The 11,288-nt window shown below is 68.2% G+C and carries 10 protein-coding genes; 4 read left to right on the top strand and 6 right to left on the bottom strand.

Features of this window, described 5'->3' with window-relative positions:
• Together FBZ83_RS32015 and FBZ83_RS20885 are read right to left on the bottom strand one after the other, a co-directional pair.
• Positions 1 to 878 (bottom strand): HAMP domain-containing protein (locus FBZ83_RS32015; RefSeq protein ID WP_247888419.1); only part of this gene is annotated, 878 nt, incomplete at its 3' end.
• A 140-nt stretch (positions 879 to 1,018) separates the two neighbouring features.
• Entirely contained in the window at positions 1,019 to 1,450 is a 432-nt protein-coding gene (locus FBZ83_RS20885; RefSeq protein ID WP_145687897.1) for a response regulator, read from the bottom strand.
• Positions 1,451 to 1,876: 426 nt separating this feature from the next.
• On the opposite strand from FBZ83_RS20885, the gene FBZ83_RS20880 reads away from it, so the two are divergent.
• From FBZ83_RS20880 to FBZ83_RS20870, 3 genes are all read left to right on the top strand, one after another.
• On the top strand, positions 1,877 to 3,163 hold the full coding sequence (locus FBZ83_RS20880; RefSeq protein WP_145687896.1) for a pentapeptide repeat-containing protein: 1,287 nt from the start codon (positions 1,877 to 1,879) through the stop codon (positions 3,161 to 3,163).
• Between the two features lie 293 nt (positions 3,164 to 3,456).
• Positions 3,457 to 3,828: a c-type cytochrome gene (locus FBZ83_RS20875; protein WP_145687893.1), complete on the top strand. Its 372-nt coding sequence runs from the start codon at positions 3,457 to 3,459 to the stop codon at positions 3,826 to 3,828.
• Between the two features lie 256 nt (positions 3,829 to 4,084).
• Positions 4,085 to 4,678, top strand: a complete 594-nt coding sequence (locus FBZ83_RS20870; protein ID WP_145687891.1) for a DUF4142 domain-containing protein — start codon at positions 4,085 to 4,087, stop codon at positions 4,676 to 4,678.
• A gap of 61 nt (positions 4,679 to 4,739) precedes the next feature.
• Here FBZ83_RS20870 and FBZ83_RS20865 read toward each other — a convergent pair whose 3' ends face one another.
• Complete coding sequence (locus tag FBZ83_RS20865) at positions 4,740 to 6,734, bottom strand: methyl-accepting chemotaxis protein (protein ID WP_145687888.1); 1,995 nt, start codon at positions 6,732 to 6,734, stop codon at positions 4,740 to 4,742.
• A gap of 347 nt (positions 6,735 to 7,081) precedes the next feature.
• Between FBZ83_RS20865 and FBZ83_RS20860 the strand changes: the two genes are divergently transcribed.
• Complete coding sequence (locus tag FBZ83_RS20860) at positions 7,082 to 9,076, top strand: protoglobin domain-containing protein (protein WP_145687886.1); 1,995 nt, start codon at positions 7,082 to 7,084, stop codon at positions 9,074 to 9,076.
• A 34-nt stretch (positions 9,077 to 9,110) separates the two neighbouring features.
• Here the strand turns inward: FBZ83_RS20860 and FBZ83_RS20855 are convergent, their stop codons facing one another.
• The 3 genes from FBZ83_RS20855 to FBZ83_RS20845 all read right to left on the bottom strand — a co-directional run bounded on the left by FBZ83_RS20855 (position 9,111) and on the right by FBZ83_RS20845 (position 11,204).
• Positions 9,111 to 10,241, bottom strand: a complete 1,131-nt coding sequence (locus FBZ83_RS20855; RefSeq protein ID WP_145687883.1) for a prohibitin family protein — start codon at positions 10,239 to 10,241, stop codon at positions 9,111 to 9,113.
• On the bottom strand, positions 10,238 to 10,435 hold the full coding sequence (locus FBZ83_RS20850; RefSeq protein ID WP_145687880.1) for a hypothetical protein: 198 nt from the start codon (positions 10,433 to 10,435) through the stop codon (positions 10,238 to 10,240). The genes FBZ83_RS20855 and FBZ83_RS20850 overlap by 4 nt, the downstream gene beginning before the upstream one ends.
• Before the next feature lie 121 nt (positions 10,436 to 10,556).
• Entirely contained in the window at positions 10,557 to 11,204 is a 648-nt protein-coding gene (locus FBZ83_RS20845; protein WP_145687877.1) for a YcjF family protein, read from the bottom strand.
• Positions 11,205 to 11,288: the final 84 nt, after the last annotated feature.

The following is an 11,288-nucleotide window of genomic DNA, read 5'->3' as shown; positions in this document are numbered from 1 at the left end:
ACCTGATTGGTCAGGTTGCCGGTCAGCAGGTTGACGTTGTCGGTGAGGTCCTTCCAGGTGCCGGCGACGCCCTTCACCTGGGCCTGACCGCCCAGTTTGCCCTCGCTGCCGACCTCGCGCGCCACGCGGGTGACTTCCGAGGCGAAGCTGTTGAGCTGGTCGACCATCGTGTTGATGGTGTCCTTCAGCTCGCGGATCTCACCCTTCACGTCGACGGTGATCTTGCGCGACAGGTCGCCCTTCGCCACCGCCGTGGTGACGTCGGCGATGTTGCGGACCTGGGCCGTCAGGTTGGCGGCCATCAGGTTGACGTTGTCGGTGAGGTCCTTCCAGGTGCCGGCGACGTCCTTGACCTGGGCCTGCTCGCCCAGCTTGCCCTCGATGCCGACCTCGCGGGCGACCCGCGTCAGCTCCGCCGTCACGGTGACGAGCTGCTCGACCATCCGGTTGACCGTGCGGGCGGTCTGCCGGAACTCGCCCTGCAGCGGGCGCCCGTCGACCTCCAGCGGCATGGACTGCGACAGGTCGCCCTTGGCGACCGCGCCGATGACGCGGGCCATCTCCTGGGTCGGCTGCGTCAGGTCGGCGACCATGGCGTTGACGCTGTCCACGCAGGCGCCCCAGCCGCCCGAGGCGGTGGGCAGGCGGACGCGCTGGCCGATGCGCCCCTCCTTCCCGATGGCGACGCTGACCCGGCCGACGTCCTCCACCAGGGCTTCGTTCATCTCCACCACGTCGTTGAAGGCGGCGGCGATCTCGCCGTCCAGCCCATCCAGGTCCAGCGGCAGGCGCACGGAGAAGTCGCCCTTGCGGAACTGGCGCAGCGCGCGCAGGAGAAGCTGGGGAGAAAGCCGGTCGTGAGCGTCCGTCATCGTCATGACGCGATGGTCCCTAAGAAGTCCAGGCCTGTGTCTCGGATGTCCTCTCGCGCAGGGTTGGCGCGCGCCCGGCGGAACGCCGGAATGGCCGCGCGCCGGAGCGGCGCAGCCATGGGACGGCAAGCGGAAGGCGGTGGGGGCTAATGCCGGGGGGCGGCGTTGTTCAGCAGGGTCTTCAGCTGGCGCTCGTCATAAGGCTTCTGGATGAAGCCGTGTGAGCCGGCGGCGCGGGCGCGCTCCAGCAGGACGGGGTCGCTGGCCCCGGACATGAAGATGCTGCCCACGGCGAAGCGCTCGCGCAGAGCCTGCGCGGTCTCGATGCCGTCCTGCGGGCCGGCGAGGCCGATGTCCACCAGGGCCAGGGCGGGGCGCTCCCGCTCCGCGATCTTCAGCGCGTCGGCGGCGTTGGCGGCGACGCCGCACACCTCGTAGGACAACTCCTCCAACATATCGGTCAGATACATGGCGACGATCGTCTCATCCTCGACGACCAGGACCCGGACGGGGGTGGCTTCGGCGGCGGCGGTCCCGTCCGCCACGGCCCGTGGTGACCTGTTGATCGGGTTGGTCATCCCTTTTCCCTCTTGTCGTTCTGCCGGCTGCGGAGCGGGAACGGCGTCGACGAGGCGTGCCGTCCTGCCCGCCGCCGGAACCCGAGCAGAGGCGTCGGATGCCGGCGAAGCTGACCGGGACGAGTAGCACGGAGGGGTGAGGCAATTAAGGGAGAAAAGGTCAAATACCCCCTACAGGTTATGCCCAATAGAGTGAGCGCACCCCAAAAGAGGGCAGTCCTATTCCTTAGCCACGTTATGGAATAGCGCCGATTGGCCGCGTTCAGGTCGTCATTGCTTGGCGTTGACTGGAAAATCCGTACGAACGCGCGGCTGCCATGTGGCGGTGTGCAGGCTTCTTAACAATTTTGCAAGTAATTTTATGCGTAATCTTGCCACTGTCCACGGGGCGCGCGTGGACTCGACCAAGGGGTGCTGAGGACCGGGATGAGCATTGCCCCGACAAGCGGGCCGGGCGATGGGGCGGACCTGAGCCTGGAGGATCTCGCGCAGGCCATCAGAGCCCACAGGCTCTATCTGAGCGCGCGCCCGAACGGTCTGCGTCTCCAATTGAAAGCGGCGGACCTGACCGGCTTCGACCTGTCGGGTCTGGTCCTGTCGGACGCCATCCTGACCGGAGCGAATTTCCGGCGCAGCGTTCTTCAGCGCTGCAATTTCGATGGGGCGGATCTGTTCGGCGCCAGCTTCGTGTCCGCCGACCTGCGGGAGGCCTCGCTGGTCGGGGCGGACATGCGCGGGGCGAACTTCACCAAGGCGTGCTTGCGCAACACCCTGTTCGAGCGGGCGGACCTCCGCCCCGGCCAGCTCGTTCTGTGGAAGGACCGGCGCAAGGCCCGGCAGGAGGCGGAGCTTCGCGAAGCCGTGCTGGTCAACGCGAACTTCACCGACGCCGATCTGACCAACGCCAACCTGACCCGCGCCAACCTGGAGGGGGCGGACTTCAGCAACGCCGCCCTGTTCGGCGCCAACCTCAGCGGCGCCGACCTGCGCGGCGCCGATTTCAGCATGGCGAAGCTGAAGGGCGCCATCCTGAACAACGCCGCCGTCGCCGGCGCGACCTTCCAGGGGTGCGATCTGCGCGACGCCGAATTGCGCAACGTCGCCATGGCCACCGCCGATTGGGCGGAGGCGCGAATGACGGGGGCCATCTATCACCGCGACCAGTCCGACTTTCCGCCGGAGATCCGGGAGGGGCTGGAGGGCCATGTCCGCTGGATCAACAGCAACGGCAAGCAGGGCAAGCGGTTCGACGTGTCGGACGGGGCCTTCGTCGGGACCGATTTCGACGGCTGCGACCTGAGCGGGGCGATCTTCCGCAATTGCGACTTCACGCGGGCGAGCTTCCGCGACTGCAAGTTGCAGATCGCCCAGTTCCCCGGCTGCCGCATGCGCGAAGCCTGCTTCGAGAATTCGGAACTGTCCGGAGCCAGCTTCGAGGGCTGCGATCTGACCCGCGCCATGATGCGCAACGCGGTGATGCGCGCCATCGAGCTGCTGGCGGCCAACGGCCAGCCCACCGGACGGATGTGGCCGACCAATCTGCGCAACGCCCAGCTGGCCGACAGCGACATCCGCGGCGCCGACCTGCGGGGCGCGCGGTTGGCCGGGGCGGACCTGACCAACTGCAACCTGTCGGGTGCCGATCTGCGCGACACCGACATCGAGAAGGCCAACACCACCGGAACGACGCTGGTGCATTGCCGGTTGAAGTGACCGCAAATTTTAATCCCGAAAAATTTTCGCAAAGAGTCGGGCATTTTGTCGCAGGGCCTCCTCTCGGCCCATACCCGGCATTGTGCATGCCAGCATCGCGGGATTAAAACGCCGGCCGAGGGGCGGTCGGTTTTCCAAGCCGCTTGTCATGATCGAGGCCAAGTAACGGACCGGCGGCCGCCGCGCACCGAACCGATGAATATTGATTGTGGCGAAGCGATCAGCACAGGGTGTCCTGTGGAGCTTGGGTGGCCGTGCCTGTCTTTTGGGCACAGACAATCAAGGATAGTGCAATGAAGCGTAGTGTTGCCGTGCTGGCCTTTGGCCTGTTCGCCGCCCTTCCCGGCATCGCCTCGGCGCAGGATGCCGATGCGGGCGAGAAGGTGTTCAACCAGTGCAAGGCCTGCCACACCATCGAGGCCGGCGGCCCGAACCGCGTCGGCCCGAACCTGCACGGTGTCGTCGGCCGCCCGTCGGGCTCCATCGAGAGCTTCAAGTATTCCGATGCGATGAAGGGCGCCGGCCTGACCTGGGACGAGGCCAATCTCGACAAGTACCTGACCGATCCGAAGGCCGCCGTGCCCGGCAACAAGATGGCCTTTGCCGGCGTGAAGAACGAGCAGGCCCGCAAGGACCTGATTGCCTTCCTGAAGAAGAACAGCTGACGCGTCCGCGAGGATACGTGCCGCGTGACCGGGAGGGGCAACGCCCCCTCCCGGTCCCGGCGCCCAGCCGCAAGGGCACGCCCGTCCGGACAGGGCCGTCCGCCTCCTTGCGGTCCATCCTATGAGGATGGCATTGGTCAACCTGCGCTTGTGGGCAGGGGACCCGTAAAAACGCTCATCGCCAGGCACAAGGAGAACAGGAGGCTGTTGGGGGACCGGTGTGTCCCAACGCAAGATTGTAGATCGGGAGGTCGGAATGCCGATGTTGCGAACCGCGGCCCTTGCTGCCCTGTCCATCCTCACGCTCGCCGCCTGTTCGAGCGAGCCGGGCCTCGTGCCGCCGTTGGGAAGTTCCGGGGCCTCATCGTCCCAGGTGGGAAGCGCCGGGTCGGGCGCCTCATCGACGCTGACGGTGGCGGATCAGTCCTTCCTGACCCAGGCGGCCTATGGCGGCTTCGGCGAGGTGGCGATGGGCACGCTGGCCCAGCGGCAGGCGTCCAGCGCCACCGTGCGCGACCTCGGCCGGCGCATCGCCGCCGACCACACCCAGGCCAACCAGGAACTCGCCCGGCTGGCCCAAGCCAAGGGCGTCACGCCTCCCACCGACCCGGATCCCGGTCGTCAGGCGGTCGCCGACGCGCTGGCCTCGCTTCAGGGCGCCGCGTTCGACCGGCAGTATCTGCAGCAGCAGATCGCCGAGCACGACGTGTCGATCGCCCTGTTCAACGCCCAATCCCAGGGCGGGACCGATCCGGACGTCCGGGCCTTCGCCGCCAAATGGCTGCCCGGCCTGCAGATGCACGCGCGCGAACTGCGCGCGCTCGGCAGCCCGCTCGCGCAACTGCCCTAGCGCCCGGGCCTCCTTGGCCAAGCCTGCCGGAACGGCGGCAGGCTTGGCCCGATGATCCGACTCAGGCGACCGCCGGAAGCGGGTGCAGGCCGGTGGTGAGGCGTTGGACGTCCGCGGCGAAGCGGTCGGCGATGTCCGGCGTCAGTTCGAACCGGATATGCAAATCCTGCTCCTTGCCGCCCAGCACCACAAAGGGAAGGGAAACGGCGCAGCCGGGGATGGTCAGCACGCCGCGGCCGCCGACCTGCGACCGGTCCAAGCCGCGAATGGTGGCGCCGCCCTCGGACAGGTTGGCGAGCCGGCCCGTCAGCGATCCTCCCGCCCCGGCGATGGTGCAGGGCAGGTCGACCTCGAAACGCGGGGCGCGGCGGCGGTCCACCTCCGGCGTCGCGGTGCGCACGGCGCGGACCAGCATCTCGCGGAGATGGTCGATGCTCCCCGCCACGTCGGACGCCACGCGGCGGACCTCGTCGGCGCGGCTGCCGGTCACCGCCGCCTCTTCCGACACATGGGCGATGCGGGACGACACCTCCTGCGCCGCGGCGGCGGTCTGGCCAACGTTGCGGGAGATTTCGCTGGTCGCCGCGCCCTGCTCGTCCATGGCGCTGGCGATGCTGCTGGCGACCCCGTCGATCTCGGTGATGGTCCGCCCGATGTCCTGCACCGCGTCGACGGCCCCGGCGGTCATGCTCTGCAGGTCGGTGATCTGGCGGGAAATCTCCTCCGCCGACTTGGAGGTCTGGGTGGCGAGGTTCTTCACCTCCTGGGCGACCACGGCGAAGCCCTTGCCGGCTTCCCCGGCGCGCGCCGCCTCGATGGTTGCGTTGAGCGCCAGGAGGTTGGTCTGGCTGGCGATGTCCTGGATGAAGGTGGCGACCTCCCCGATGTGGCCGATGGCCTCGGACAGGGAGAGCACCACGTCCTCGGTCTTGCGGCCGCTTTCCACGGCGCGGCGGGAAATCTGGCTGGCGAAGGTGACCTGACCGGTGATCTCGGCGATGGAGGCGGTGAGCTGATCGGTCGCCGCCGCCACGGCCTGGGCGTTGCCCAGCGCCTGCTCCGCCGCCGCCGCCACGCTCTGCGAATTGGCGGAGACGGTCTCGGCCGAGCTGGCCATCGCCTGGGCGTTGCTGTCCATCGAGACGGAGCGTTCGGCGACGCGGTCCACGGCGGTGCGGGTCTCCTGCTCCACGGTGCGGGCCATGGATTCCAGTGCGGCGATCTTGGCGGCCTCGGCCTCGCGGCGTTCGCGCTCCTGCGCCTCGCGCAGGCGCTGGTTGTCGATCCCCTTCAGACGGAAGATTTCGACGGTCTTGGCCATGGCGCCGATCTCGTCCTGGCGGTCCAGGCCGGGCACCGCCACCTCGTAATGTTCGTCCGCCAGCTGGAACATGGTGCCGCGGATCTGGTCCAGCGTGCGGAACTGGCGCCGGACCACCAGCAGCATCACCAGGGCCATGCCGATGGTGATGACCGCCGCCACCTGGATGATGTTGGGCACCACCTCCTCCAGAACGCCCAGGGCGACGCTCTTCTTCAGGCCGACGAACAGGACACCGATGACCTCGCCGCTCTGGTCGATGATCGGGTCGTAGGCGGTGAAATAGGCCTCGCCCAGGATGTCGGCCTCGCCGCGGAACGGTTCCTTGCCGTCGATGACGGCGCTGTAGACCGGACCGCGGGCGAGCTTCGTCCCGACGGCCCGGCTGCCGTCCGGGTTGTGGATGTTGGTCGCCACGCGGGTGTCGCCGCGGAAGATGGTGGCCACGCCGCCGGTCACGCTGCGGACGGTGTCGACGATGTCGTTCGCGCCGTCCAGCTTGACGTCGTCGATGTAGAGCGCCCCGTCCTTGAGCCGGTACTCCGACCCTTTCTGGTCGAGCAGCATCCGGAAGTTGGTGATTGCCTGCTCCCTCCGCTCCGCCGCGTCCTTCCCGATGCTGGCGGTGACCTTGACGATCGTCGCGTAGGTCAGCGCGCCCGACAGGGCGATCAGGCCGAGCGTGCACAGAATGGTCAGCTTGGTGGCGAGGCTGAGCGTCCGGAGGGGGTTCATCGGCCGAAAACTCCTTGAAATACCGTCGGATCGCCCCGGCGGCAGCGGGGCGGCGGCATTGGTAACCTTTGTCGCGCATTTGTAACAAATGGTTTTGTCAACCGCTGGACGTGCCACGGCGATGCAATGTGAAGGTGTTGTTGCGGCGCCGAGTGCCCATTTGGAGGAAAGCTGTTGTAACGTCAGGCTTATTCACTGCGATCCATTTCGGCAGTGTACTAAATAAACCATCTGTTAATCATGAAGTGGGACAGCATGCCGCATGCGTAATCCTTTTAACGATACCTTCGGTGTGGCGGAAATGTTATCGGTTGGTGTTCCTTCATTACAGAATACAAACATTCACCATGCCGGATTCCCTTCACGCCCTGGATGTCGCCAAGACCGCCTATTTCGATCTGGGACAGGAGGCGGTCAGCAGTCTGCAGCAGGCGTCGCCGATCATCGCCCGTGCTCTGCCGGGGATTCTGGACCGCTTCTACGCCCGCACGTTGTCGCAGCCCGAACTGGCCCGCCTGTTCGCCAACCCGGCGCAGGTCGAGGGGGCCAAACGCGCCCAGATCGCGCACTGGACCCGCCTGTTCGAGGGCCGCTTCGACGACAGCTACAAGGAATCGGTGCGCGCCGTCGGCATCGCCCATCACCGCATCGGGCTGAGCCCGAGCTGGTACGTCGGCGGCTACGCCTTCATCCTGGGCGAGATCATGGCCGCCCTGGCGCAGAGCATGGGCGGAACGCTGCTGACCGGCGGCCGTCTCGGCTCCATCGTGACCATGCAGCGCGCCGTGGTCTCGGCGGTGCTGATGGACCTGGACGCCGCCCTGTCCGTCTACTGGGACCGGCTGATCGACGAGCGGCTCCAGGCGGTGGACGCGATGGTCGATTCCATCGACCACGAGGCCAACGACGTGGTGGACAGCGTCGCCAGCTACACCGCCGACCTGCGCCGCACGGTCGGTGACCTGGACAGCGTCTGCGCGTCCGTGAAGGACAGCATCACCGGCACGTCGGCCGACACGGCGGAGGCCCTGGACGCCGCCCAGACGGTCGCCGCGGGGGCGGAGCAACTCCAGGCCGCGGTCGGCGAAATCTCGGTGCAGGTCAGCGGCGCGTCCCGGATCGCCGGCGAGGCGGTGGAGAAGAGCGGCGAGGCCCGCCAGATCATGGCGCAGCTCAGCACCGCGGCGCAGGAGATCGGCGGCATCCTGAACATCATCCGCGCCATCGCCGGACAGACCAACCTGCTGGCGCTGAACGCGACCATCGAGGCGGCGCGGGCCGGGGAAGCCGGCAAGGGCTTCGCCGTGGTGGCGACCGAGGTGAAAAACCTCGCCGGGCAGTCGGCCAAGGCGGCGGACGAGATCGCCGCCAAGGTCGGCGCCATCCAGGCGGTGGCCGAGCAGGCGATCACCGGCATGGACGGGGTGGCCACCACCATCACCACCATGCAGGAGATCAATTCCTCGATCGCCGCGGCGGTGGAGGAGCAGTCCTCCGCCTCGCGCGAGATCGCCCGCAACATCGGCGAGGTCGCCGGCATCTTCCGCGGCATCGCCAGCCGGATGACCGAGGTCGGCGGCGAGACCGAGCGCGCCACCACCGTGGCCTACACGGTCGGTGAAAGCGCCAACCGCATGCAGGAGGCGCTGGACACCCTGCCGTCCCTGCTGGCGCGGGCCATCCGCACCTCCTCCGATCTGGCGAACCGGCGCCACACGCGCCGCCGTCCGGTGCTGCTCGACGGCAGCGTGGACCAGACGCCGGCCCTGGTCCGCGACATCTCGGAATGCGGCTGCTACGCCGAGACGAAGGGCGCGGCGCCCAGCGGCGGGCAGGTCACCGTGTCGCTTCCCGGCTACAAGCTGTCGCTGCGCGGTTCGGTGGTGGCGCGGCACGCCAACCGGCTGCACATCCGCTTCGACGAGCGCAAGATCGGCCGCGAGGAGGTGGACCGCATGAGCCGCGATGGGGTGGGCGAACTGGTTCGTCTCGCCAAGCAGGACCATCTCGCCTTCGTGGACAAAATCATGGAGGCGGTGGGCGGCCAGCGCACGCTTCTGCCGGCCGATCTGTCGACCCACCACTCCTGCCGCCTCGGTCGCTGGTACGACAGCGTGAACGATCCCCGGACGATGCGCCTGTCGACCTACAAGGGCATGGCGACGCCGCACCGCACCGTCCATGAATCGGGCCGTGAGACGCTGCTCGCCCTCCAGGCCGGCAACCGCTTGGAGGCCGAGCGCCACGCCGGCGAGATGAAGCGGGCGTCGGCGGAGGTGGTCCGCCTGCTCGACGAGCTGGAGCGCGATTTCGCCCGGACCCTCGCCGAGGCCGCCGAGTAGCCGGCCTCCCTGGCGACGGCGGTCCCGCCGGGCCTCAGCGCCCGGCGGCGTCCGGCGGGGTCTCCGGCGCGCTGTTCTCCGGCGGCGGCTCGTCCAGGGTGGACAGGCGGCCGGCGAGGCCATCCGGCTCCTTCGCGGCGGTTTCGTGAGGGGCTGCGGTCCCGGCCGCCGTTCCCGACGCTCCCGTTCCCGACGCTCCCGCTCCCGACTTGGCGTCGTCGCCGGTGTTCAAGATGACCGGCAGGCCGTCGCGCCCGCCGATGATGATGGTCTTGGCGTTCGAGGAGGTGGCGAAGGCCCGCGTCGCCTCGATGCCGCGCAGGCGCAGATACTCCGGCGTGATGTTGCGGGCGACGATGTCCTGGAAGTCGCGCACGCCTTCCGCCTCGATCCGCTTGCGGTCGCGCTCCTTGGCCTCGCGGGCGATGCGGAAGTCGTATTCCTCCATGATCTGTTGCTGCTCGATCTTGCGGTCGATGGCTTGGCGGACCAGCGGCGGGAAACTGACCCCGGCCACCAGCACGTCCTCCACCCGGATCATTACGGAGCTGTAATCGTCGGCGATCGCGCCCGGAGGCAGCTTCAGCGCTTGCAGATCGGTCGGCGGCGCCGGGAATTGGCGGCGTGCCTCGGTCAACAGGAAGCCTTGGATGTCCGCCCGGTTGATCGAATAGAAATTCTCCGGATTGTGCTTCGACACGAATTCGTAGACGAGGCTGGCGATCTCCGGATGCACCAGCTTTTCCGCGTAATCGTCACCGGCCAGCTTGTGGAGCAGACCGGCGGCGGGCGGGTTGACGCGGTAGCGCAGGGCCACGGTCACCGTCATCGACATGCCGTTGGCCGCCACCGCCTCGTAGGTGCGGGTGTCGGTGCGCAGGCGCACGTCGTACATCGTCACCCGGTCCCACGGGAAGATCAGGTGGGTGCCCTCGCTGTAGACCCGGTCGGTGACCGTGCCGCCGAAGAAGCGCAGCCACAGCACGCCGACATGGCCGGAGGGAACCTCGACGAAGACGGCGGGGGCGATGGCGAGAAAACCGAGGATCAGGGTCAGCGTCAGCGCGTAGATCGACACGCTGCGCCGTTTCAGCCAGAGGCCGGCGCGCTGCGGCAACGGCGCGCGGGCGAGGCCGTCCCCGGCGGACGGATCCAGAGTGGTCATCGCGGTCTCGTCGTCAGTATCTTCTCACGTTCCCGCGTGCTGGGACGCCCCACCGCCTGGATCACGAAGTTCACCGGCGGGGTCAGGAAGAAGGCCAGCAGGAAATGGCCGATGAAGCCGATCGTCGTGTTGCGGCCCATGACGGCGCACACCAGACAGGCGACGAGATAGAGCATGACGAGGACAAGAGGCATGCGCGTCCGGCCTTGGAAGGAGGAGCAGGGCGGAAGGGTGAAGGCGCCCGGAGGGGGGCGGGGCAGCGCGGAGACGTCCCCGCCCGTCCTCCCGGTCTTCGGTGGGGCCCGGGTGCCGCGGTCAGGCCACGGCCTGGGCCGCCTCCGGCGCCGCGCCCTTGCGGCGGCGGGCCTCCTCGAACTTCTCGCGGAAATAGGTCTTCACCTTTTCCGGCTGGAAGGTCAGGAAGGTGCCGCCCGAGGCGAAGTGCTGCTGGAAGACCTTGCCCAGCGCGTAGGTGAAGGCGCTGTTGAAGGCCGGCTGGGTGGCCAGCCGCGTCACCGTGCCGATCACCGGCACCGAGCGCAGGGCCATGTTGAACGCCATCGAGCCGAGCAGGCCGCCGGCCAGGGCGGTCGGAGCGACCGTGGCGAACAGCGCGCCGACCGCGGAGCGGCCGATGTCGCCGCGGAAATCGACGCCGTGCAGTTCCGACAGCTCCTTGAGCAGGCGGAGCTGGACGACGGCGAGCGCCGCCGTGTCGACGAAGTTCAGCGGGATGACGCCCGCGGCGGCGGACAGCAGCACATGCTTGCGGATGATCTCCGCCGCCTGCGCCTCGGTGGAGGCCGGAGCGGCCGGAGCGGCCGGGGCGGTTTCGGACGTGTTGGCGCTGTGGGGGGCGGTTTCGGGGGCGGCCGTCACGGCCTCCGGAGCCGGGGTGGAGACCGGGGCGACCGCCGTGTCCGGCTTCGCCTTGCCGCCCGGTGTATCCTTCTCACTGACCATGCTGTGGTGCTCCAAAAAGGGACGTTGTCGAGAGAAAATCAGCAATGAACGCCGCGCACCGGATGGCCCGCGGCGACTGTCGGC

The sequence above is a fragment of the Azospirillum brasilense genome (assembly GCF_007827815.1).
GTDB classification, from domain to species: domain Bacteria; phylum Pseudomonadota; class Alphaproteobacteria; order Azospirillales; family Azospirillaceae; genus Azospirillum; species Azospirillum brasilense_C.
Note: the sequence above shows the minus strand (reverse complement) of the source record. Positions and strands in the feature narration are given on the sequence as shown.

Bases quoted from the DNA above. Each gene is read 5' to 3' on its own strand.
- FBZ83_RS20885 (WP_145687897.1), bottom strand. From the start codon at position 1,450: ATGACCAACCCGATCAACAGGTCACCACGGGCCGTGGCGGACGGGACC.
- FBZ83_RS20880 (WP_145687896.1), top strand. From the start codon at position 1,877: ATGAGCATTGCCCCGACAAGCGGGCCGGGCGATGGGGCGGACCTGAGC.
- FBZ83_RS20875 (WP_145687893.1), top strand. From the start codon at position 3,457: ATGAAGCGTAGTGTTGCCGTGCTGGCCTTTGGCCTGTTCGCCGCCCTT.
- FBZ83_RS20870 (WP_145687891.1), top strand. From the start codon at position 4,085: ATGCCGATGTTGCGAACCGCGGCCCTTGCTGCCCTGTCCATCCTCACG.
- FBZ83_RS20865 (WP_145687888.1), bottom strand. From the start codon at position 6,734: ATGAACCCCCTCCGGACGCTCAGCCTCGCCACCAAGCTGACCATTCTG.
- FBZ83_RS20860 (WP_145687886.1), top strand. From the start codon at position 7,082: ATGCCGGATTCCCTTCACGCCCTGGATGTCGCCAAGACCGCCTATTTC.
- FBZ83_RS20855 (WP_145687883.1), bottom strand. From the start codon at position 10,241: ATGACCACTCTGGATCCGTCCGCCGGGGACGGCCTCGCCCGCGCGCCG.
- FBZ83_RS20850 (WP_145687880.1), bottom strand. From the start codon at position 10,435: ATGCCTCTTGTCCTCGTCATGCTCTATCTCGTCGCCTGTCTGGTGTGC.
- FBZ83_RS20845 (WP_145687877.1), bottom strand. From the start codon at position 11,204: ATGGTCAGTGAGAAGGATACACCGGGCGGCAAGGCGAAGCCGGACACG.